The 21,000-nt window shown below is 65.7% G+C and carries 23 protein-coding genes; 18 read left to right on the top strand and 5 right to left on the bottom strand.

Going from position 1 to position 21,000, the window contains the following annotated elements; genetic code table 11:
• Position 1 precedes the first annotated feature (1 nt).
• From ccoN to ACESL5_RS07295, 7 genes are all read left to right on the top strand, one after another.
• Positions 2-1,411, top strand: coding sequence for a cytochrome-c oxidase, cbb3-type subunit I (gene ccoN, locus ACESL5_RS07325; RefSeq protein WP_372592127.1), 1,410 nt, complete (start codon positions 2-4; stop codon positions 1,409-1,411).
• A gap of 18 nt (positions 1,412-1,429) precedes the next feature.
• Positions 1,430-2,164, top strand: a complete 735-nt coding sequence (gene ccoO, locus ACESL5_RS07320; protein WP_372592126.1) for a cytochrome-c oxidase, cbb3-type subunit II — start codon at positions 1,430-1,432, stop codon at positions 2,162-2,164.
• Between the two features lie 64 nt (positions 2,165-2,228).
• Positions 2,229-2,426: a cbb3-type cytochrome oxidase subunit 3 gene (locus ACESL5_RS07315; protein WP_372592125.1), complete on the top strand. Its 198-nt coding sequence runs from the start codon at positions 2,229-2,231 to the stop codon at positions 2,424-2,426.
• Positions 2,407-3,327, top strand: coding sequence for a cytochrome-c oxidase, cbb3-type subunit III (gene ccoP, locus ACESL5_RS07310; RefSeq protein ID WP_372592124.1), 921 nt, complete (start codon positions 2,407-2,409; stop codon positions 3,325-3,327). The genes ACESL5_RS07315 and ccoP overlap by 20 nt, the downstream gene beginning before the upstream one ends.
• Positions 3,328-3,495: 168 nt before the next feature.
• Positions 3,496-4,923, top strand: coding sequence for a cytochrome c oxidase accessory protein CcoG (gene ccoG, locus ACESL5_RS07305; RefSeq protein ID WP_372592123.1), 1,428 nt, complete (start codon positions 3,496-3,498; stop codon positions 4,921-4,923).
• A gap of 55 nt (positions 4,924-4,978) precedes the next feature.
• Positions 4,979-5,779, top strand: coding sequence for a FixH family protein (locus tag ACESL5_RS07300; RefSeq protein ID WP_372592122.1), 801 nt, complete (start codon positions 4,979-4,981; stop codon positions 5,777-5,779).
• Positions 5,780-5,799: 20 nt separating this feature from the next.
• Positions 5,800-8,250: a heavy metal translocating P-type ATPase gene (locus tag ACESL5_RS07295; protein ID WP_372592121.1), complete on the top strand. Its 2,451-nt coding sequence runs from the start codon at positions 5,800-5,802 to the stop codon at positions 8,248-8,250.
• A 119-nt stretch (positions 8,251-8,369) separates the two neighbouring features.
• On the opposite strand, the gene ACESL5_RS07290 is transcribed toward ACESL5_RS07295, so the two are convergent.
• Complete coding sequence (locus tag ACESL5_RS07290; protein ID WP_372592120.1) at positions 8,370-8,858, bottom strand: Crp/Fnr family transcriptional regulator; 489 nt, start codon at positions 8,856-8,858, stop codon at positions 8,370-8,372.
• 312 nt (positions 8,859-9,170) lie between these two features.
• Between ACESL5_RS07290 and glyA the strand changes: the two genes are divergently transcribed.
• The 9 genes from glyA (at position 9,171) to ACESL5_RS07245 (ending at position 16,583) form a co-directional block, all read left to right on the top strand.
• Positions 9,171-10,433: a serine hydroxymethyltransferase gene (gene glyA, locus ACESL5_RS07285; RefSeq protein ID WP_372592119.1), complete on the top strand. Its 1,263-nt coding sequence runs from the start codon at positions 9,171-9,173 to the stop codon at positions 10,431-10,433.
• A 16-nt stretch (positions 10,434-10,449) separates the two neighbouring features.
• Entirely contained in the window at positions 10,450-10,950 is a 501-nt protein-coding gene (gene nrdR / locus ACESL5_RS07280; protein ID WP_372592118.1) for a transcriptional regulator NrdR, read from the top strand.
• Positions 10,940-12,073 (top strand): bifunctional diaminohydroxyphosphoribosylaminopyrimidine deaminase/5-amino-6-(5-phosphoribosylamino)uracil reductase RibD, encoded by a 1,134-nt coding sequence (ribD, locus tag ACESL5_RS07275; RefSeq protein ID WP_372592117.1) that lies wholly within the window; start codon positions 10,940-10,942, stop codon positions 12,071-12,073. Before nrdR ends, ribD begins: the two co-directional genes overlap by 11 nt.
• Before the next feature lie 63 nt (positions 12,074-12,136).
• Complete coding sequence (locus ACESL5_RS07270) at positions 12,137-12,817, top strand: riboflavin synthase (RefSeq protein WP_372592116.1); 681 nt, start codon at positions 12,137-12,139, stop codon at positions 12,815-12,817.
• A gap of 65 nt (positions 12,818-12,882) precedes the next feature.
• Positions 12,883-13,998 carry a 3,4-dihydroxy-2-butanone-4-phosphate synthase gene (gene ribB / locus ACESL5_RS07265; RefSeq protein WP_372592115.1) on the top strand — a complete coding sequence of 372 codons (1,116 nt, stop codon included), beginning with the start codon at positions 12,883-12,885 and terminating at the stop codon, positions 13,996-13,998.
• Between the two features lie 24 nt (positions 13,999-14,022).
• Positions 14,023-14,505, top strand: a complete 483-nt coding sequence (ribE, locus tag ACESL5_RS07260) for a 6,7-dimethyl-8-ribityllumazine synthase (protein ID WP_372592114.1) — start codon at positions 14,023-14,025, stop codon at positions 14,503-14,505.
• Positions 14,498-15,052, top strand: a complete 555-nt coding sequence (nusB, locus tag ACESL5_RS07255; protein WP_372592113.1) for a transcription antitermination factor NusB — start codon at positions 14,498-14,500, stop codon at positions 15,050-15,052. The genes ribE and nusB overlap by 8 nt, the downstream gene beginning before the upstream one ends.
• Positions 15,053-15,082: 30 nt before the next feature.
• On the top strand, positions 15,083-16,045 hold the full coding sequence (thiL, locus tag ACESL5_RS07250) for a thiamine-phosphate kinase (protein WP_372592112.1): 963 nt from the start codon (positions 15,083-15,085) through the stop codon (positions 16,043-16,045).
• A gap of 4 nt (positions 16,046-16,049) precedes the next feature.
• Positions 16,050-16,583, top strand: a complete 534-nt coding sequence (locus tag ACESL5_RS07245; RefSeq protein ID WP_372592111.1) for a phosphatidylglycerophosphatase A — start codon at positions 16,050-16,052, stop codon at positions 16,581-16,583.
• 77 nt (positions 16,584-16,660) lie between these two features.
• On the opposite strand, the gene moaB is transcribed toward ACESL5_RS07245, so the two are convergent.
• The 4 genes from moaB to ACESL5_RS07225 are packed head-to-tail and all read right to left on the bottom strand — an operon-like array spanning position 16,661 to position 19,173.
• Positions 16,661-17,188, bottom strand: a complete 528-nt coding sequence (gene moaB / locus ACESL5_RS07240; RefSeq protein WP_372592110.1) for a molybdenum cofactor biosynthesis protein B — start codon at positions 17,186-17,188, stop codon at positions 16,661-16,663.
• Positions 17,185-17,451 carry a DUF3565 domain-containing protein gene (locus tag ACESL5_RS07235; protein WP_372592109.1) on the bottom strand — a complete coding sequence of 89 codons (267 nt, stop codon included), beginning with the start codon at positions 17,449-17,451 and terminating at the stop codon, positions 17,185-17,187. Before ACESL5_RS07235 ends, moaB begins: the two co-directional genes overlap by 4 nt.
• Positions 17,451-18,833, bottom strand: coding sequence for a 30S ribosomal protein S12 methylthiotransferase RimO (rimO, locus tag ACESL5_RS07230; RefSeq protein WP_372592108.1), 1,383 nt, complete (start codon positions 18,831-18,833; stop codon positions 17,451-17,453). Before rimO ends, ACESL5_RS07235 begins: the two co-directional genes overlap by 1 nt.
• A gap of 4 nt (positions 18,834-18,837) precedes the next feature.
• Positions 18,838-19,173 carry a DUF3579 domain-containing protein gene (locus tag ACESL5_RS07225; protein ID WP_372592107.1) on the bottom strand — a complete coding sequence of 112 codons (336 nt, stop codon included), beginning with the start codon at positions 19,171-19,173 and terminating at the stop codon, positions 18,838-18,840.
• A gap of 133 nt (positions 19,174-19,306) precedes the next feature.
• Here ACESL5_RS07225 and ACESL5_RS07220 point away from each other — a divergent pair, with 133 nt between their 5' ends.
• Together ACESL5_RS07220 and ACESL5_RS07215 are read left to right on the top strand one after the other, a co-directional pair.
• Positions 19,307-19,861, top strand: a complete 555-nt coding sequence (locus tag ACESL5_RS07220) for an asparaginase domain-containing protein (RefSeq protein ID WP_372592106.1) — start codon at positions 19,307-19,309, stop codon at positions 19,859-19,861.
• 392 nt (positions 19,862-20,253) lie between these two features.
• Positions 20,254-21,000: SulP family inorganic anion transporter (locus ACESL5_RS07215; RefSeq protein ID WP_372592105.1), on the top strand; the 747-nt coding region annotated here is incomplete at its 3' end.

Raw genomic sequence — 21,000 nt, 5'->3', positions numbered from 1 at the left:
CATCGTCAAGAAGTTCGCCATCATGGCCATGATTTGGGGCGTGTTGGGGATGCTTGCCGGTGTCTATATTGCCAGTGAGCTGGCATGGCCGTTTTTGAATTTCAACATCGCCGAGATCACCTTCGGTCGTCTGCGCCCGGTGCACACGACGCTGGTCATCTTCGGCTTCGGTGGTAGTGCGCTGTTCGCCACGTCCTATTACATCGTGCAGCGCACCTGCCAGGCGCGCCTCTGGGGCGGCAACCTGCTGCCCGAGCTGACCTTCTGGGGCTGGCAACTCGCAATCCTCTCCGGGATTCTGTTCTACATGGCCGGCTACACCCAGGGCCGTGAGTACGCCGAGTTCATCTGGCCGGTCGATCTGCTGATCACCGTTGTCTGGGTGGCCTATTTCGCCATCTACGCCATGACCCTGGTCAAGCGCAGCCAGCCGCACATCTACGTGGCGAACTGGTTCTTCATGGCGTTCATCCTCGCCACCGCGCTGCTGCACATCTTCAACAACCTGCAGGTGCCGGTCTCTCTGTTCAGCCTCGAGTCCTACTCGCTGTTCTCCGGTGTACAGGATGCGATGACGCAGTGGTGGTACGGCCACAACGCGGTCGGCTTCTTCCTGACCGCCGCCTTCCTCGGCATGATGTACTACTTCGTGCCGAAGCAGGCCGGTCGCCCGATCTACTCCTACCGCCTGTCGATCGTCCACTTCTGGGCGCTGTCGTTCCTGTACATGTGGGTCGGTGCCCACCACCTGCACTGGACCGCGCTTCCGGACTGGGTTTCCACCCTGGCTGCCACCTTCTCCATCCTGCTGCTCCTGCCATCCTGGGGTGGCATGATCAACGGCATCATGACGCTGTCGGGTGCCTGGGAGAAGCTGCGGACCGACCCGATCATGCTCTTCCTGATCACCGCGCTGGCCTTCTACGGCATGTCGACCTTCGAGGGTCCGATGATGTCGCTGAAGTCGGTCAACGCGCTGTCGCACTACACCGACTGGACCGTCGGTCACGTTCACTCCGGCGCGCTGGGCTGGGTGGCCATGATCACCATCGGTTCGTTCTATCACCTCATTCCGCGCCTCTGGGGCACGACGCTGTACTCCACCAAGCTGGTGTTCGTGCACTTCTGGCTGGCCACCGTTGGCGTGGTGCTCTACATCGTCTCCATGTGGGTCGCCGGTATCGGCCAGGGTCTGATGCTGCGGGCGTTCGATGAGTACGGCAACCTCGCCTACACCTTCATCGAGACCGTCTCGTTCATGCACATTCCGTACGTGGTGCGTGCGATCGGTGGGATGTTCTTCCTGTCGGGCATGCTGCTGATGTCGTACAACCTGTACATGACGATCTCGGGTGCCCGTCAGTCGGCAACTGACGAAGGTCGTGACGCCGTGGCTGCCGCCGCACGCTAATGGATTGAGGTTAGGTGAATGAAACACGAAAGCATTGAAATCAACTCCGGTCTGCTGATCGTCCTTACCCTGGCGGCCATCAGCATCGGGGGGCTGGTCGAGATCGTCCCGCTGTTCCACATCGAGGAGACGGTCGAGGAAGTCGACGGCGTTCGCCCCTACACCCCGCTGGAGCTGCGGGGCCGGGACATCTACGTCCGCGAAGGCTGCTACACCTGTCACTCGCAGATGATCCGTCCGTTCCGCGACGAGCAGCTGCGCTACGGTCACTACTCCCTGGCGGCCGAGTCCCAGTACGACCATCCGTTCCAGTGGGGCTCCAAGCGGACCGGGCCGGACCTGGCGCGCGTTGGTGGCAAGTACTCCAACGAATGGCAGACCCAGCACCTGGTCGACCCGAAGTCGCTGGTGCCCGAGTCGATCATGCCGGGCTATCCCTGGCTGCTGGAGACCGAACTGGACTACAGTCAGATCGAGAACCGGATGATCGCACTCAAGCGCGTCGGTGTTCCGTATTCGCGCTCGCAGGACGAGTACGACGCGAACGTCGAACAGTTCGGTGCCGAGATGGCGGATAGCCTGCACATCTCCAATGCGACCGAGGTGCTCGAAGCACAGGCCGCGGCCGAGAACTGGGACGGCAAGCCGGAGCAGATCACCGAGATGGACGCGCTGGTGGCCTACCTGCAGATGCTGGGCACGATGGTCGACTTCTCGAAGTACGAAGACGGCCACTTCAACCAGTTCCGTTAATACTTGAAACCGCCACTGTCGAGGTGCTCTCTTGATCGGCGATATCTTTGCGTGGTTGGGCAACATGGAGAACAGCAAGCCGCTGGCGCTGATCCTGTTCTTCAGTGCCTTCGTGGGAATCATCCTGTACGTCTACACCGGCAAGCGGCGCAAGCAGCGGCTGGAGTCGTACAAGGACATCCCCTTCATGGACGACGACGAGCTCGACCCCACGCAACAAAAGAAACAACAGGTGAAGAAAGATGAGTCAAACGGAAAATAAGCAGGGGCAGGTCGAGACCACCGGGCATGTCTGGGACGGTGATCTGCGCGAATACAACAACCCCTTGCCGCGCTGGTGGCTGTGGGCGTTCTACGTCACGATCGTGTTCTCGGTGGTCTACTGGATCCTCTACCCGGCCTGGCCGTACGGCGATAACTACACCAAGGGCATCAGCTCGGTGGAGTACACGGTCGAGACGGAAGATGGCGAAACAAAGACCGTCTCCGAGCCCTGGAACACCCGGGCGCTGTTCACCCGTGACATGCAGAGCAGCCCGTCGGCATTGGCTCAGCAGGAGTGGGTCTCCCGTGTCGAGGACATGAGCTTCGAGGCGATCGAGCAGGATCCGGACACCCTGCAGTTCGCCCTCTCCGTTGGTCACGGCACCTTTGGTGACTACTGCGCCGCCTGCCACGGGGCCGGCGGTCAGGGCAAGGTCGGACTGTTCCCGAACCTGGCCGACAACGACTGGCTGTGGGGCAACTCCTACGAGACCATCGTCGACAAGATCGCGAACGGCATTCAGGGCAATATGCCGGCGCAGAACGTGCCGGAGGACCAGATCGATGATCTTGCCAACTACGTCCTGAGCCTGTCGGGCGAAGCCGAAATCAGTGGCGAAGCGGCCAGTCGCGGCAAGCAGGCGTTCGCGACCTGTGCGGGATGTCATGGCGCCGAGGGCAAGGGCAACGAGGCGATGGGCGCCCCGAATCTCGCCGACGCCATCTGGGATGTGGCCGACGTGCCGGGTTGCGGTGGCGACACCGCCTGCAAGGTCGACGAGATCAAGCACGTGGTCAACAACGGCATCCAGCGGGAAATGCCGGGCTTCGGCGATCGCCTGACCGAGACTCAGATCCGCATGCTGGCGATCTACGTCCGGCAGCTCGGGGGCAACTGATCCGCCGACTCGCACAATCGAGCAGCACGTGAAGGAACACCGGCGACAAGCCGGTGTTTCTGTATGCAGATCGGGCAGGGAGCGCAGCGCCGGGAAGATGCGTGTTGTTTAACCATACAAACTATGGGGTATATAATACCTCTTGTTTATGTATAAGGGAGGGTGAACATGGCCACCGAGAACGATCCGAGCTACAACGCCGAGCAGCTCTATGCAAAGCGTGAGCCGATTCACCCCAAGGCTATCCGGGGGCGGTTCCGCCGATTCAAGGATATCGTGCTGCTGGTGGCCTATGGCGTGTTTTTCCTCCTGCCCTGGGTCCGTTGGGATCGAGGCGGTACCGGCCCGGACCAGGCGGTGATGTTCGACATCCCCGGGCGCCGTTACTACCTGTTCGATCTCGTTATCCATCCGCAGGACATGTTCCTCCTGGCTGGATTCCTGATCCTGGCCGCCTGGCTGCTGTTCTTCGTCACGGGCCTGGTGGGGCGGGCCTTCTGCGGCTACTTCTGCTTCCAGACGCTCTGGACGGACGTGTTCATGAAGGTCGAGGCCCTGGTTCAGGGTGACCGCAACAAGCGCATGCGTCTGGAGAAGCAGCCCTGGAACGGGGAGAAGATCGCGAAGAAGGGGCTGACGGTGGCCATCTGGACGCTGATCGCGTTCTGGACCGGCTTCACCTTTACCTCCTACTGGGCAGACGCGCCGCAGTTGTTCGTCAACTTCCTTACCCTCGATGCGGCGAGTGCGGCCTACATCACCACCGGCATCCTCACCGCCACGACCCTGATATTCGCAGGCTTCGCGCGCGAGCAGGTGTGCATCTACATGTGCCCCTACGCCCGATTCCAGAGCGTGATGTTCGACAAGGAGACCCTGGTGGTTTCCTACGATGCCAAGCGAGGCGAGGGGGAAGCGGGTCGCCAGCCGCTCAAGCAGGGCCTGATGACGCTCGAGGAGCGCCATGCCCAGGGCGTCGGCGACTGCATCGACTGCAAGCTCTGCGTGCAGGTCTGCCCGACCGGGATCGACATCCGTGACGGCCTGCAGCTCGAATGCATCTCCTGCGGGCTGTGCATCGACGCCTGCGACCAGATCATGACCAAGCGCGGCTGGCCCACGGGCCTCATCCGCTATGCATCGGAGCAGGAGCTGGAAACCGGCGAGAAGCCGAACCTCTTCAAGTTCCGCACCATCGGCTACGGGCTGGCGACACTGGCGGCGACCGCGCTCCTGCTCTACGGCATCTTTGCGCGGGCACCCGCCGACATGTCGGTGCAGCAGGTGCGTCAGCCGCTGTTCACCGTGATGTCCGACGGCCAGATCCAGAACAACTACAACGTCAAGATCAACAACAAGCTGCAGGAAGACCTGGCGTTCGATCTGGAACTCAAAGGCATGGATAATGCCGTGGTGAGCATCGTGGGCGATTTCGACACGCTGGCGATTCCTGCTGACGGTTCAAGGAAGTACCTGGTGCACGTGCGGGCCCCGCGCGAGGCTGGAGTCGAGCGCAAGGACATCGAGTTCGTCCTCAGTGAGCAGGATGACAAGCTCGAGCCGTTGGTCCACAGTGCAACGTTCGTCTTTCAATGAGCCGTTGCGGCGGCCCGGTCGGCCGTCGCGCCCACCCTTTCGGGATTCCTGAACCATGCCTGTATTGATGCCCGCCGGGATCGGCGTTGTCCTGATTCCGATCATCTTCTTCCTGCTGCGTCGTCGCTTCCCGACGGCCGGACGCCAGATCGCGTTCATCCTGGGTGTGCTGGCCCTGGCGGCCTACGCGCCGTTCGCGATCCTGTTTTGGCCCGGCATCGACGTGGTGGCGATGGCATCGGCTGTGCTGGTGATGACCGCCTTCATCCTCGGGCTCATCTCTCCGCCGCGGAATGCCGCCGCGGAAAAGATGACCTTTCATGCCGGGCCGGCCACCATCATCGCGTTCTTCGCGGTGATCATCCTGCTCAACTCGATTTTCCTCACGCTGGCGACCAACGGACTGTCGGCCGGTGCGGCCAAGCAACTGCTCCCGGAACCGCAGGGCGGCCCGGTCGCGACGTCCTTCTTCCCCGGCACGGTGGCACACGACTTCCAGGAGAAGTACGCCGAGTTCCGTGCCTACGACCAGGCGCTGCAGGAGCAGACCCGTCGTGGCTGGCAGGTCGGACGCGGCTGGGTGGAGGCCCCCGTGGTGGGCGAGGAGACGCCCTTCCGAGTCGAGGTGACTGACGCCGAGGGCGAGCCGATCCGGGATGCCGAGGTGGTCGCCAGCTTCCTGCGCCCGGCCAGCGCCCGGCTGGACTTCGACCAGACCCTGACGGAGATCGGTCCCGGCGTGTACCAGGCCATGGTCGAACCCAGCCGCCCGGGTCGGTGGGAGGTGGTGATCAACATCACGCATGGCGAAGCGACCCACAAGCTGCGAGGCTGGGCCGACGTTGCTGACCGCTGATCCCGTCCGCTGATCTCGTCATGACCGACACACGACTCGCGACGGCTCCTGCCGAGGGGGAGCCGTCCTGCTTCCACTGTGGTCTACCGGTTCCCCCGGGGGCCGATTACCGGGCATGCGTGCTCGGGGAAGAGCGCGACATGTGCTGCCCCGGCTGTCAGGCGGTCGCCCAGGCGATCGTCGAGGCCGACATGGAGGACTACTACCGTCACCGCACGGCAGCCTCGCCGCGTCCGGACGACGATCTCAACCGCGTGCTCGAGGAGTTGTCGATCTACGACCGCCCCGAGATGCAGAAGTCGTTCGTCGCGAATCGCGAGGGTGACCGGCGCGAGGCCTCTCTGATCCTCGAGGGCATCGTCTGTGCAGCCTGTATCTGGCTGTCGGAGAAGCACGTGCGGCAGCTGCCCGGCGTGGAGTCGTTCTCGGTCAACTTCTCCACCCATCGCGCCCAGGTAGTCTGGGACAACCGCCAGGTGAAGCTGAGCGACATTCTCAAGTCGATCGCCGCGATCGGCTACCGCGCCTACCCGTACGACCCAAACCGGCAGGACCGTGTCTACCGGCGCGAGCGCCACGACATGATGCGCCGGCTGGCGGTCGCCGGGCTCGTATACCTGCAGGTGATGATGATCTCGATGTCGCTGTACTTCGGCGACTTCCTGGATCTCTCCGACGACCTGCGCTACTTCTTCTGGTGGGTCAGCCTGGTCCTGTCCACCCCGATCGTGCTCTATTCGGGACAGGCGTTCTTCCGTCCGGCCTGGCGGGATCTCAGGCAGCGACGCGTGAGCATGGACCTGCCGGTTTCCCTGAGTATCCTGCTGGCCTACAGCGGCAGCGTGTATGCGGTGCTGACCCGCAGCGGCGAGGTCTACTTCGACTCGGTGACCATGTTCGTTTTCCTGCTCCTTGCCGGCCGGTTCCTGGAGCAGGGCGCCCGGCACAAGGCCGGGGAACTCTCCGAATCACTGAACAAGCTTGTCCCGCAGGTGGCCAACCGGTTCGAGCCCGACGGGTCGGTTGCGGTCGTTCCCGCCTTCGACCTGGTCCCGGGGGACCGTATCCTCGTACGTCCCGGGGGCCCCGTGCCCGCGGACGGCGTGGTGCTCGAGGGAACCAGTGGCGTGAACGCTGCCATGTTGACCGGCGAAAGCATTCCCGAGACCAAGTCCGTGGGCGACGAGGTCTCGGCGGGCACCCTGAACACCGAGAGCCCGCTGGTCGTGCGCGTCGAGAAGGTCGGGCAGGACACCATGGTTTCCTCCATCGTCCGACTGATCGACCGGGCCCAGTCGCAGAAGCCGCGTGTGGCCGAGGTGGCCGACCGCTTTGCACGCAAGTTTGTCGTCGGTCTGCTCGTCACCACCGTGCTGGTCACGGGGGTCTGGCTGGTGATCGACCCGTCCCGGGCGTTCTGGATTGCCGTCGCCATCCTGGCGATCACCTGTCCCTGCTCGCTGTCGCTGGCTACCCCGGCGGCCATCGCCGTCTCCGTGGGTCGGCTGACCCGCTCCGGCCTGCTGGTCACCCGTGGCCAGGCGCTTGAGACATTGGCGAAGGTCACGCATGTCGTCTTCGACAAGACCGGTACGCTGACCAGCGGCGAGCTGGTCGTGCGCCGGGTAGAGCCGCTCGGGGAGATCGATGAGGACCGGCTCGGATCGATCGTGTCAGCCCTGGAGCAGTATGCGGATCATCCCGTGGGGCGCGCGCTGCATGCCTGGGGCGAGGGGCGAAGTCGGCCTGTCCAGGCAGGCGACGTGGAAAGCCGCAGCGGACTGGGTGTGACCGGGCGCATCGACGGTGAGACCTTCGCGGTGGGCAACGCCCGCCTGATGGGAGAACTCGGCGTGGAAATGCCCCGACACCAGGCCGCGGTCGACGAACTGGTCGTCTGGGTGGCCAGAGGGCGCCAGGCCGTGGCCCGAGCCGTGCTGGGCGACGAGTTGCGCGAGGATGCGGCCGAGGCCGTGAGCCGGCTCAAGGCGGCCGGGGTCGAGGTCTGGCTGCTGTCCGGCGATCAGCCGGCGCGTGCCGAGATGATCGGGGAACAGCTTGCCATCGATCGCGCGGTCGGTGGCCTGCTGCCCGAAGACAAGATGGACCGGGTGGCACGACTGCAGGCCGATGGCGCGCGGGTGCTGATGGTCGGCGACGGCGTCAACGATGCGCCGGTACTGGCTCGGGCCGACGTGTCCATGGCCATGGGCGGCGGCACGGCCGTGGCCAAGCACAGTGCGGACATGGTGCTGCTCAACGACCGGGTGGTGGAGACGGCATTCGCGATCACCTACGCTCGGCGCACCATGAGTGTGATCCACCAGAACCTGACCTGGTCGGTCTGGTACAACGGCATCGCGATCCCAGTGGCGGCACTGGGTTTCGTTCAGCCCTGGCTGGCGGCGATCGGCATGTCGGTCAGCTCCATCGCCGTGATCGGCAACGCGTTGCGGCTGCGGCGCGGCTGATCGGAGCGCGTGTCCCGGGCGGTGTGCGGGGCAGGAAAGGTTCGGGGCGGGGGAGAGGTTGCGGGTCGGCCCGGGCCGGATCCGGTCCCGGGGCGGAAAGGCAGTACGTCGGAGCGTGTTCAGCCGCCCATGCTGTGGATGTACTGGTTTAGCTGAGCCACGTCCGTGCTGGTGCGACGGTAGAGGTGATCCAGGCTCACGATCGCGTATTCCAGCAACAGCACGGTCAGGACGGGGTACTCGAGCCGCAATCGGTTGTATTTCTCGCGCGGCAGGCGCAACAGGCGGACGTTGTTTCGCGCCCGCATGCGCACGTTGCGTGGCTGGCGGTCGAAAAAGCTCATCTCGCCGAGCATCTCGCCCGCGTGGATCTGGCCGACCGGGACCTCGTTGGTGGTCGGGCCCACGATCAGCTCGGCCGTCCCTTCAAGGAGAAAATAGAGCGATTCGCCCACCTCGCCGATGTCGGCGATGATCTGGCCGCGCTCTATGATCTCGAAGTCGCAGAAGTTGAGAAAGGCGCCGACCTCGGCATGGGTGAGGATCTGCGTGTCGACGTGACGGGAGAGAAAGTCGACCAGGGCATCGCGGTCGTTGTCGGTCATCATCGCGTTCGGGCTCCCTTGAAAGTCATGATATCGGGAACGGGCCATTTCGGTTGGCCGGCGGTCCGGGTTGCTCCTATTGTCGCGACCTCGCGCGATTTTGTCGATCCCGTCGTGCAGCGGGCCGCGGGAATCGATGTTCATGTTATGCATGCATCGGGCGCGTTTACCGAGGGCGGGGCGATACCGCCCGGCATGCTAGAATCCCGGGCAACTGTCGGTCGTCTCCCCAGGGTGGAGTCGGCCGCTCGTGTTTGCGGGCGCCGAGTCTTTGGCGCACCAGCGTTTGAGTTGACGTTTTTCAGGAGCCGATTCATGTTCGCCAAATCCATGACCATTGCGGGTTACGACCCGGAACTCAGTGATGCCATCCAGGCCGAGGTGCGCCGCCAGGAGGATCACGTCGAGCTGATCGCGTCCGAGAACTACGCCAGCCCGCGTGTCATGGAGGCGCAGGGTTCGGTGCTGACCAACAAGTACGCCGAAGGTTATCCCGGCAAGCGCTACTACGGCGGCTGCGAGTACGTCGACGTGGCCGAGCAGCTGGCCATCGACCGGGCCAAGAAGCTCTTCGGCGCCGACTACGCCAACGTCCAGCCGCACTCGGGCTCCCAGGCGAACGCCGCGGTGTTCCAGGCGCTGGTCGAGCCGGGCGACACCGTGCTCGGCATGAGCTTGGCCGATGGCGGTCACCTGACTCATGGCGCCAAGCCGAACTTCTCCGGCCGCATCTACAACGCCGTGCAGTACGGCATCGACGCCGAGGGCTACGTCGATTACGACCAGGTCGAGCGACTGGCGAAAGAGCACAAGCCGAAGATGATCATCGCCGGCTTCTCCGCCTACTCGCGTGTGATGGACTGGGCACGCTTCCGCGAGATCGCCGACTCGGTGGGCGCCTACCTGATGGTCGACATGGCCCACGTCTCCGGGCTGGTGGCCGCAGGGCTGTACCCGAACCCGGTGCCGCACGCCCACGTGGTCACCTCGACCACCCACAAGACCCTGCGCGGCCCCCGCGGCGGCATTATCGTGGCGAAGGCAGATCCGGACCTCGAGAAGAAGTTCAACTCGCGCATCTTCCCGGGCACCCAGGGCGGGCCGCTGATGCATGCGATCGCCGGCAAGGCGGTTGCGTTCAAGGAGGCCCTGGAGCCGGACTTCAAGGCGTACCAGCACCAGGTGATCGACAATGCTCGCGCCATGGCGCAGGTATTCGTCGACCGCGGCATCGACGTGGTCTCCGGCGGCACCGACAACCACCTGTTCCTGGTCAGCTTTGTCAAGCGCGGCCTGACCGGCAAGGCGGTCGACGAGGCGCTGGGCCGTGCCCACATCACGGTCAACAAGAACGCCGTGCCCAACGACCCGCAGTCGCCGTTCGTCACCTCGGGTATCCGGGTGGGCACCGCGGCGATCACCACCCGAGGCTTCGGTGTCGACGAGTCCCGTGACCTCGCCGGCTGGATGTGCGACATCATCGACGATATAGACAACGATTCGGTAATCGAGGCGGTGCGCGAAAAGGTCACCGCGCTCTGTCGTCGTCTGCCCGTCTACGAGGCCAACCAGGGCTGATCGGGGGCTTTCGTCCGTGCACTGCGCGATCTGTGGCCATGACGACACCCGCGTGGTCGATTCGCGGGCGGTGGAGGGCGGCGAGGCCATCCGGCGTCGACGCGAATGCCCGGCCTGTGGTCAGCGCTTCACCACCTACGAACGGGCCGACCGGCAGATGCCGCGGGTGGTCAAGTCCAACGGCGCGCGACAGAATTTCGACGAGCGCAAGCTGCGTGACGGGATGATGCGGGCGCTGGAAAAGCGCCCCGTGCCCACCCGGCGGATCGAGGAGGCCATCGAGCAGATCGAGCGGCAACTTCGCAGCCGCGGCGAGCGGGAGATCCCGGCTCGCGAGATCGGAGAGCTGGTCATGGCACAGCTGCGTCGACTCGATCACGTCGCCTACATCCGCTTCGCCTCGGTGTACCTGAGCTTCGACAGCGTCGAGGCCTTCCGCGACGCGATCGAGTCGCTGGCCAACGACGTGATCAGCGATCCCGACCACCAGCTTCCCCTGATCGGCGATGCCAACTGATCCGGTGACGGCTGCCGACCGGCACTGGATGGCCCGCGCCCTGGCGCTGGGCGAGCGGGGGCTTGCCACGACCTCGCCCAACCCGCGGGTCGGCTGCGTGATCGTCCGCGACGGGCAGGTCGTGGGCGAGGGCTTTCATGCCCGTGCGGGCGGACCGCACGCCGAGGTGGTTGCTCTGCGGGAGGCCGGCGAGCGGGCGCGTGGGGCGACGGCCTACGTCACCCTCGAACCCTGCAGCCACGTCGGTCGTACGCCGGCCTGCGCCCCGCAGCTGGTCGAGGCCGGTGTGGCTCGCGTGGTTACGGCGATGACCGATCCCGACCCCCGCGTCGGCGGGCGCGGGCACGAGATCCTGCGCCGTGCCGGCATCGAGGTGGTCGAGGACGCGGCCCCCGAGGCCGCTCGCGAACTCAACCGCGGTTTCCTCTTCCGCCAGGAGCGCGGGCGTCCCTGGGTGACCGTCAAGGTGGCCCAGTCGCTCGACGGGCGCAGCGCGCTGGCCAGCGGCGAGAGCCAGTGGATCACCGGGGAGGCGGCGCGGCGGGACGTGCAGTTCCTTCGGGCGCGTCAATGCGCGGTCCTGACCGGGATCGACACGGTGCTGACCGACAGCGCCCGTCTGAACGTGCGTCTGACGCCAGAGGAACTCGACATCGACGCCCCGGTTCGCCAGCCTGTGCGCGTCGTGCTGGATTCCGGACTGCGGCTGCCGCCCTTCGCCGCGCTGTTCGACGTCGACGCGCCGGTTTGGATCTACACGCGCGACGCACAGGCCGGCGTGCACCACGACACGCTCGGCAAGCGCGGCGCGACATTGGTCGAGGCCCCCTGGGCCGCCGGGCAGGGCATGGACCTGGGTTTCATTCTCGAGGACCTGGCCGCTCGCGAGATCAACGAGGTGCTGGTCGAGGCCGGGGCCAAGCTGGCCGGCGCCTTCGTGGCGGCGGGGCTGGCCGACGAGCTGGTGCTCTACCAGGCCCCGGTGCTGCTCGGGCACCAGGCGCGCCCCTCGCTGGCCATCCCCGAGCCGGAAGGTCTGGGCCGGGCGGGGCGCTGGCGGCTGGTGTCCGAGTCCCGTATCGGCGACGACCTGAGGCTGACGCTGCGGCCGTTGGCCCGTTGACGCCCGATAATCCTTGCCTGCCGCCTCCAGGCGGTGCATCCATCACCTGCAAGAGGTCTTGTCATGTTCACGGGAATCATCCAGACCGTCGGCTCGCTGCTCGCCCGGACCCCGATGGGGGGCGACAGCCGGCTGACCATCGAGGCGCCGGGGCTCGATCTCGACCACACCGCGCTGGGTGACAGCATTGCCGTCAACGGCGTCTGCCTGACGGTGACCGAACTTTCCGGCTCGACCTTTTCCGTGGACTGTTCCAACGAGACCCTGCGCCTGACCACGCTCGGCCAGCTCGATGTCGGTTCGCGCGTGAATCTCGAGCCGGCCCTGACGCTGGCCACCCCGCTGGGCGGACACCTGGTCAGCGGACATGTCGACGGGCTGGCGGTAGTCGATTCGCGCCGCAGCGACGCGCGGGCCACCGAATTCTGGCTGCGCGTGCCGCCCGAGCTGGCGCGCTACGTGGCGAAGAAGGGCTCGTTGGCCATCGACGGGATCAGCCTGACGGTCAATGAGGTCAGCGGCGTGCGCTGCCGTCTGACCATCATCCCCCACACGCTCGAAGTGACGATCATGGGCGAGTACCAGCCGGGGCGGCAGGTCAACCTCGAGGTGGACCTGATGGCCCGCTATCTCGAGCGCCTGCTGCAGGCCGGGGATGTCGGGAAGGACGGGTCCGGCGCCGGCGGGGCGCAGAGTCCCTACCAGGACCTGTCCACAGGCGCGGCCGGCCCGGTATCCGGGTGAGCCGTCGGGAGTGATACAATCACGGATTGCCCGCGATGGCGGTTCGAGTGGCGTTGAGAGAAAGTATGAGTTTCAGTCCGATCGATGAAATCCTCGACGACCTGCGCGCCGGGCGCATGGTCATCATCGTCGACGACGAGGATCGCGAGAACGAGGGCGATCTCGTCATGCTCGCCGAGCAGGCCCGTGCCGAGGACATCAACTTCATGGCCCGGTACGGTCGCGGCCTGATCTGCCTGACACTGACCCAGGAACGCTGCGAACAGCTCGAGCTGCCCCTGATGGTCAGCCGAACCCGCGAGGCCTTCCAGACGGCATTCACCGTGTCCATCGAGGCCGCGCGCGGCGTCACCACGGGCATCTCGGCGGCCGATCGCGCCTGCACCATCCGCACGGCCGTTTCCCCGGACGCCAAGCCCGCCGACCTGGTTCAGCCCGGGCACGTCTTCCCGCTGATGGCCCGTCCGGGCGGCGTGCTGGCCCGCGCCGGGCACACCGAGGCCGGCGTCGATCTCGCCCGCCTGGCCGAGGCCCGCGAACCGTCGGCGGTGATCGTCGAGATCCTCAACGAGGACGGCACTATGGCGCGCCGCCCGGACCTCGAACGCTTCGCCGAGGAACACGGCATCAAGATCGGCTCGATCGAGGACCTGATCCGCTACCGGATGCGTCACGAACGCTCGGTCGAGCGCGAGTTCTCGACCGAGATCGACACCCGCCACGGTCGCTTCGCCCTGCATGCCTACCGGGACCACACCAGTGGCCAGTTGCAGTTCGCCGCCGTGCGCGGCACCCCGGACGCGGAAACCCCGACGCCGGTGCGGGTGCACGTGCACCACGCGGTCTGCGACCTGTTCGAACCGCAGGGCCGGGACTGCGGCTGGCCGTTCTCCGACGTGCTCTCGAGGCTGGCGGGCATGGAAACCGGCGTGGCCGTGGTGCTGCGCTCGACCCCCAACGAGGACGAGCTGCTACGGCAGCTGCAGGGGTGGGAGTCTTCGGAGCCGGCCGGCGGGACGGAGCCCGAGGTAGAGGAGCTGCGCAACTACGGTGTCGGGGCACAGATTCTCAAGGACCTGGGTGTGCGCAAGATGCGCGTGATGAGTGCACCCAAGCGTTTCCACGCCCTGGCCGGGTTCGGCCTGGAAGTGGTCGACTACATTCACGACGAGGCGGAATGACCGCCGCATTTGGAAAAGACGAGCATGAATGAGCTTCAGGTGATCGAGGGCGGATTGACCGCCAAGGCGGGGCGTTACGCCATTGTCGCGACGCGCTGGAACGCGCAGGTGGTCGACAGGCTGCGCGACGGGGCGATTGACACGCTGCGTCGGCACGGCGTCGATCCAAAGCAGATCTCGGTGGTCATGGCCCCGGGCGCCTTCGAACTGCCCCTGGTCGCCCAGCGGGTCGCGGCGAGCGAGAAGTTCGACGCCATCATCTGCCTGGGCGCGGTCATCCGCGGCGCCACGCCCCACTTCGACTACGTGGCGGGCGAGGCCGCCAAGGGCATCGCCGGGGTGGCCACGGACTTCGACATGCCGGTGATCTTCGGCGTGCTGACCACCGACACGGTCGACCAGGCCATGGAGCGGGCGGGCAGCAAGGCCGGCAACAAGGGCTCGGAAGCCGCCGCCACCGCCATCGAGATGATCAACCTTCTCGAACAGATCGACCAGATTGACTGATTCCATGATCAAGCGCTTTCCCCAGGACGAGCCAGACCACCGCGATTCCTCGCGTCCGTCACCCGAAAACGAGGGGCCATCCCCTGCCGGCGGCAAGCGACGCGCGGGTGGCTCACCGGCGCGCAAGCAGCGCCGCTGGGCGCGGGAGCGGGCTGCGCAGGGGCTCTACCAGCAGCTGATGAACCCCATTCCCGTGGATCAGCTCGAGGCGCAGTTCATGGAAGACAGCTTCATGCTGCGCATCGACCTGGAGTTCTTCCGCCGGATCCTGAGGGGGGTGGAACAGCATGCCGTCGACCTGGACGCCTCGATCGAGCCGCATCTCGATCGGCCGGTAGAGGAGCTTGATCCGATCGAGCACGCCATCCTCCGCCTCGGCGCCTTCGAACTGATCCATGCCCTCGACGTCCCCAGGGCCATCGTGATCAACGAGGCCGTGGAACTGGCCAAGCGCTTCGGCGCCACCGACGGCCATCGCTACATCAACGGTGTGCTCGACCGTCTGGCCGACGAGGTCCGCCCCACCGAACCCCGACGTGAGCGCTGATCGGCTGCCGGGCCCGATGCAATCACGCTGATGGACGAGTTCGACCTGATCGCCCGGTATTTCGACTGGACCGCCCGGCGCCCGGAAGTGGTGCTGGCGGTCGGCGACGATGCCGCGGTGATCGACCCGCCGGCTGACAGCCGCCTGGTTGTCACCACCGACATGCTGGTCGCCGGCCGGCACTTTCCTCCCGATACCGCCCCCGAAGACATCGCGCACAAGGCGCTGGCCGTCAACCTGTCCGACCTGGCGGCCATGGGCGCCGAACCGCTGGGTTTCACCCTGTCGCTGGGCCTGCCCGAGACCGACGGCGACTGGCTGTCCCGCTTCGCCGCCCGGTTGCGTGGCGTGGCCGAACGATGGGGCTGTGACCTGATCGGGGGCGACACCGTCGGATCGAGCGTGCTGACGCTGTCGGTAACCGCGTTCGGAACCCTCCCGCCCGGCAAGATCATCGCTCGGAGCGGGGCGAAGGCCGGTGACCGCCTGGCAGTGACCGGGTTCATCGGTGACGCCGCCCTGGGGCTGGTCGTGGCCCAGGATCCAGCCGCGGTGCCCGAGGCCCTGGGAACCGCGGCAAGGGAGTACCTGCGCAGGCGACTGGACGGGCCGGAGCCGCGTCTGGCGGCAGGCCGGGCGCTGCTGGGCCGGGCGTCGGCGGGACTGGACTGCTCCGACGGCCTGCTGCAGGACATCGGGCATCTGCTGGATGCCAGCGGTCTGGGTGCGGAGATCGACCTGTCCGCCGTTCCGGTGTCCCCGGCTGCCAGCGACTGGCTGGATGCCCGCCCGGAGGATATCGACCGGATGATCACGGGCGGTGACGACTACGAACTGATCGTGGCCCTGCCCGAGGGGATGGAGGTCGAACCGGAACTGGGGCTCACGGTTATCGGCCGCCTGGTCGACGGGCCGGTCGGACAGATCCGGGAGTGTCACGGTCGAGCGCTGCCCAAGCGCCGCGGCTATACCCATTTCCCCAGCGAGGATTGAAGGCATGGATGCGCCGCAGTCGAAACGGACGGTGAGGGTCGGCGAACTGGGCAAAAGCCCGATGATGTGGCTGGCGTTCGGCTTCGGCACCGGCCTGTCGCCGAAGGCCCCGGGGACCGTCGGCACGCTGCCCGGCGTGCTGCTGGGCTGGCTCCTGACGACCTCCCTTGTTCCCTGGTTGGGGCAGGGCGCCACGATCGCGTTGATTCTCGGCCTGACGGCGGTGCTGTTCGTCGCCGGGGTGGCCATTTGCGAGGGCGCCAGCCGCCGGCTGGGCGTGCACGACCACGGCGGTATCGTCTTCGACGAGATCGTCGGCGTGCTGCTGGTGTTCGTCCTGCTGCCGACGCAGTGGTGGGAACTGCTGATCGTCTTTGCCTGGTTCCGTTTCTTCGACGTGCTCAAGCCCTGGCCGATCGGCTGGCTCGACCGTCACGTCGGTGGTGGGCTGGGCATCATGCTCGACGACCTTTTGGCCGGGATCTACGCCCTGCTGGCGACGTGGCTTACCTTTGGGGCGCTTTCCGCCTTGGCATGACCGGATGAATCCGGCGGCCCCGAAGAGGCGCGCGCCGCGCGATTGTGGCGTCACGGTGGGTTGTTCGAGGTGCCGGATCAGCGTTCGTTGAGGCGCGGCATCAGCTCGACGAGATTGCAGGGGCGCTTGCGGTAATCGAGCTGGCTCTCGATGAGGTTGTCCCAAGCGTCCGTGCAGGCGCCGGTCGAGCCGGGCAGGACGAACAGGTAAGTGCGATTGGCCACCCCCGCGGTGGCACGCGACTGCAGGGTGGAGCTGCCTATGTTCTGGAAGGAGATCGCGCGGAACATCTCGCCGAAGCCGTCGATTGTCTTGTCGAACAGCACCGATACCGCTTCAGGTGTGCCGTCGCGACCGGTCAGCCCGGTGCCGCCGGTGGTAATCACCACGTCGCAGTCTGCCGCGGCGATCCACTGCGAGACGGCCGCCCGGATCCGGTAGATGTCGTCGGGCAGGATTTGACGGTCGTATAGCCTGTGTCCGGCACCCTCGAGGCGTTCGACCAGCCGATCGCCGGAGCGGTCCTCTGCGAGTGTGCGACTGTCCGATACGGTCAGTACGGCGATGTTCAGGGGCTTGAACGGACGTTGCTCGTCGCTGCTCATTCCGCGCCTCCTTCATGTCTTGATGGATCGAAATCCGGTGCCGGGTCGGGCGGGGCGCCTTCGAGGCATTTCTTGCAGGCCAGCCGGTGGCCGATCATCCGCCGTCGTCCCGCTTCGCTTTTCACCCACGGGCGCTCGACCCAGGGCGGGTCGTGGCGGGTATGCTGATGGTGGCCGCATTCGAGCCGGGCGAACCAGTGGCGCTCCTCGTCACGGTGAAACGAGACGATCGCACGCAGTGGCGGCTCGTCCGTCCGTGGCATCAGGGAACCGGTAGGCCCCACAGGTCGTGTTCGTCGGAGTCGACGATCTCGACCTCGACGAAATCGCCCGGCACGACGTCGGTGACCTCCGGCAGGTAGACCACGCCGTCGATTTCCGGGGCATCGGCCATGCTGCGCGCGACCGCCCCGGACTCGTCGACGTCGTCGACCAGCACCGGCATGCGCTGCCCCACCTTTTTTGCCAGCTTGGCCGCGCTGATCGCTGCCTGCTTCTCCATGAAGCGGGCGAGACGCTCCTGCTTGACGTCTTCCGGGACCGGGTCGGGCAGCTCGTTGGCCGTCGCGCCCTCGACCGGCGAGTAGGCGAAGGCGCCGACGCGGTCGAGCTGGGCCTCGTCGAGAAAGTCGAGCAGTTCCTGGAATTCCGCTTCGGTCTCGCCGGGAAAGCCGACGATGAAGGTCGAACGGATCGTGATCTCCGGGCAGATCTCGCGCCAGCGGCGAATGCGCTTGAGCACGTTCTCGCTGGAGGCCGGACGCTTCATCAGCTTGAGGATGCGGTGACTGGCGTGCTGGAACGGGATGTCCAGGTAGGGCAGTACCAGGCCCTCGGCCATCAGTTCGACCGCATCGTCGACGTGCGGGTAGGGGTAGACGTAGTGCAGCCGGACCCAGGCGTCCAGCGAGCCCAGCGCGCGGGCCAACTCGGCGAAGCGCGTCTTGAGTGGACGCCCGCCCCAGAAATCGAGCCTGTAGCGGGTGTCCACGCCGTAGGCGCTGGTGTCTTGGGAGACGACCAGCAGTTCGCGCACGCCGGCGTTGACCAGGTTCTCGGCCTCGCTCATCACCTCGCCGATCGGGCGGCTGGCCAGATCGCCGCGCAGGCCGGGGATGATGCAGAAGCTGCAGCGGTGGTTGCAGCCCTCGGAGATCTTGAGATACGCGTAGTGGCGCGGCGTGAGCTTGACACCGACGGCATCGTCCAGGGCCGGCATGCCGTCGTCGGCCTGGGTCCGCTGCTGGCTGCCCGGCTCGGGCATCACGTCGATGAACGGATCGAAGCGTGGCGGCAGGTGCTGGTGGACCGCGTCCATGACTTCCTGGTAGGCCTGCGGACCGGTCACGGCAAGCACGTTCGGGTGGGCCTCGCGGACCAGTTCACCCTCGTCGCGGCCACCCAGGCAGCCAGTGACGATCACGCGGCCGTTCTCGGCGAGTGCCTCCCCGATCGTGTCGAGTGATTCCTCGACGGCAGAATCGATGAAGCCGCAGGTGTTCACGATGACCAGTTCGGCATCTTCGTAGCTGTCCGAAAGCGCGTAGCCTTCAGCGCGGAGCTGGGTGAGGATGCGTTCGGAGTCGACGAGTGCCTTGGGGCAGCCCAGGCTGATGAAGCCGATGCGGGGAGGGTTATGCGTCATGACGTCAGTCGGTATCGGCGGTTGCCAGCGGATCGTTCTCCGGGTCGTATTCCTCGAGCTCGCCGTCCGCGTACTGGACGTGCATCTTGAGGTTGTTCCGCTCGATGAACTGCATCACCGCATCGAACATCTGCCGGTTATTCTTCTTCAGGCCCGGTTCGATGGCCAGCACCTTTTGTCCGTTCATCATGACGGGGTGCAGCCGCTGCGAATAGACCAGGCGATGCTGTGCGAAGGTCGCATCCCAGCTCGAGATGCGATCGATCCAGTCGCTGGGACGGAAGCGGGCGCCGGCCTTGGTCACTGACTCGACGATGTAGCGTTTCGGCTGGTTGTCCATGAAGTCGTGGCTTGCTCGGCGTGCACCGAATTTGGGTGGGTCGTTTAGAATCAATCCGCCATTTTACTTCAGTTGGCCGGCAAACGCATCCGCTGCGAAGTCGACCGGCCCGGATGACCGGAGGCGAACCGCCATGAGCGACTCGAGTGACCTGCCCGTGCTGCTGGTGGATGCCGGCGGCACGTTCAACAAGCGTTACGACCCGATCAGGGGCGATTTGCAGGTTGTCCCCGGTCATGCGGCGGTGGACATGATCGTCGCCAGCGCGAGGGAAAATCTGGACCTTGTCTGTGTCCAGCCGGTATGCAAGGACAGCCTCGAGATGACCGACGCGGACCGGGAGGCGATCGTCGCGGCGATCGATGCGGCGGACCCACGCTGGCGCGCTGCACCCGTGATCGTGATTCATGGCACCGACACGATGGAACAGACCGCGGAGGTGATCGCAGGGCGGCTGGCCGACCGACTGGTGGTGCTGACCGGTGCCATGCGCCCCTTCGAGATCGACGCCGTCGAGCCGGCCCTGAACCTGGGGCTGGCGCTGGGGTTCGTTCAGGGGGCTTCGCGTCCGGGCATTTTCCTCGCGATGAGCGGACTGGTGCGTCCGCTGGGAGAGCTGGCGAAGGACCGGGAAGCAGGCGTCTTTCGCCCCGTCCGGGCGCGAGGCGCTACTCCGACCGCGCGATGAAGGCCGTTGGCAGCCCGTCGTGGGTGTGCGCCGGGTGATGTTTCGCTTGCTGTCCATGCCGGCGTCAGATCGTTGTCATGGGCCCGCGTATCCTGTCGCAGTTCCGGGGCGAGGCATCGTCGCGTCCTGCCACGTGAAAGCAACCCGTTGATCTGGTACATTCCGCGCCTCGTCTGTCGTGCCGAACTGCCATTCCCGCCGGGATAAGGAGGGATGGTCCTGCCGTTCGGTCGGGCCGCCCGATCAATGCAATTGCCTTCGGGCGGGGAAAGTGAAGATGTCGCGCGTCGGCGCTCATCGCGCGTCCCGTGCCGCATGGTTGGTGGCCGATCGTCGTGGATCGATCGGGCGGGATCTCGGCAGCATGACAACATCCTGAACAGAGAATCACGATGAACTGGTACCGCATCAAGCAGGAATGGTTTTCCAACATGCGCGGTGATGCCCTTTCCGGGTTGGTCGTCGCCCTGGCGCTGATCCCGGAGGCGATCGCCTTCTCGATCATCGCCGGCGTCGACCCCAAGGTGGGCCTGTACGCCTCGTTCGCCATCGCCGTGGTAATCGCCTTCACCGGTGGCCGGCCAGGCATGATCTCGGCCGCCACGGCCGCCACGGCGCTGTTGATGATCACCCTGGTCAAGGATCACGGGCTTGAGTACCTGCTGGCCGCCTCGATACTCGCCGGGGTGCTGCAGATCGCGGCGGGCTACATACGCCTCGACCGGCTGATGCGGTTTATTTCCAATTCGGTGATGACCGGCTTCGTCAACGCGCTGGCCATCCTGATCTTCATGGCGCAGCTGCCCGAGCTGACCAACGTCACCTGGCACGTCTACGCCATGACCGCGGCCGGGCTGGTGATCATCTACGGCCTGCCCAAGATCACCAACGTGATCCCCTCGCCGCTGGTCACCATCGTGGTGCTCACCGTCATCGCCTGGTTGATGAACATCGACGTGCGTACCGTCGGTGACATGGGCGAGATGCCCGACACCCTGCCGGTGTTCCTGTTCCCGGACATCCCGCTGAACCTCGAGACTCTGATGATCATCCTGCCGTACTCGGCGGCGATCGCGGTGGTCGGCCTGCTCGAATCCCTGATGACGCAGAACTTGCTCGATACGCTGACCGATACCAAG

It is taken from the genome of Guyparkeria sp., from assembly GCF_041687595.1.
Lineage (GTDB): Bacteria > Pseudomonadota > Gammaproteobacteria > Halothiobacillales > Halothiobacillaceae > Guyparkeria.
This window is presented reverse-complemented; position numbering and strand designations above follow the sequence as displayed.

Coding starts and splice junctions, on each gene's coding strand:
- ACESL5_RS07300 (WP_372592122.1), top strand. CDS start 4,979: ATGCCTGTATTGATGCCCGCCGGGATCGGCGTTGTCCTGATTCCGATC.
- ACESL5_RS07245 (WP_372592111.1), top strand. CDS start 16,050: ATGGATGCGCCGCAGTCGAAACGGACGGTGAGGGTCGGCGAACTGGGC.
- ACESL5_RS07290 (WP_372592120.1), bottom strand. CDS start 8,858: ATGATGACCGACAACGACCGCGATGCCCTGGTCGACTTTCTCTCCCGT.
- ACESL5_RS07235 (WP_372592109.1), bottom strand. CDS start 17,451: ATGCCACGGACGGACGAGCCGCCACTGCGTGCGATCGTCTCGTTTCAC.
- ACESL5_RS07225 (WP_372592107.1), bottom strand. CDS start 19,173: ATGGACAACCAGCCGAAACGCTACATCGTCGAGTCAGTGACCAAGGCC.
- ACESL5_RS07315 (WP_372592125.1), top strand. CDS start 2,229: ATGGAGAACAGCAAGCCGCTGGCGCTGATCCTGTTCTTCAGTGCCTTC.
- glyA (WP_372592119.1), top strand. CDS start 9,171: ATGTTCGCCAAATCCATGACCATTGCGGGTTACGACCCGGAACTCAGT.
- ribD (WP_372592117.1), top strand. CDS start 10,940: ATGCCAACTGATCCGGTGACGGCTGCCGACCGGCACTGGATGGCCCGC.
- ccoG (WP_372592123.1), top strand. CDS start 3,496: ATGGCCACCGAGAACGATCCGAGCTACAACGCCGAGCAGCTCTATGCA.
- ACESL5_RS07220 (WP_372592106.1), top strand. CDS start 19,307: ATGAGCGACTCGAGTGACCTGCCCGTGCTGCTGGTGGATGCCGGCGGC.
- thiL (WP_372592112.1), top strand. CDS start 15,083: ATGGACGAGTTCGACCTGATCGCCCGGTATTTCGACTGGACCGCCCGG.
- ccoO (WP_372592126.1), top strand. CDS start 1,430: ATGAAACACGAAAGCATTGAAATCAACTCCGGTCTGCTGATCGTCCTT.
- ribE (WP_372592114.1), top strand. CDS start 14,023: ATGAATGAGCTTCAGGTGATCGAGGGCGGATTGACCGCCAAGGCGGGG.
- ribB (WP_372592115.1), top strand. CDS start 12,883: ATGAGTTTCAGTCCGATCGATGAAATCCTCGACGACCTGCGCGCCGGG.
- rimO (WP_372592108.1), bottom strand. CDS start 18,833: ATGACGCATAACCCTCCCCGCATCGGCTTCATCAGCCTGGGCTGCCCC.
- ccoP (WP_372592124.1), top strand. CDS start 2,407: ATGAGTCAAACGGAAAATAAGCAGGGGCAGGTCGAGACCACCGGGCAT.
- ACESL5_RS07270 (WP_372592116.1), top strand. CDS start 12,137: ATGTTCACGGGAATCATCCAGACCGTCGGCTCGCTGCTCGCCCGGACC.
- ACESL5_RS07295 (WP_372592121.1), top strand. CDS start 5,800: ATGACCGACACACGACTCGCGACGGCTCCTGCCGAGGGGGAGCCGTCC.
- moaB (WP_372592110.1), bottom strand. CDS start 17,188: ATGAGCAGCGACGAGCAACGTCCGTTCAAGCCCCTGAACATCGCCGTA.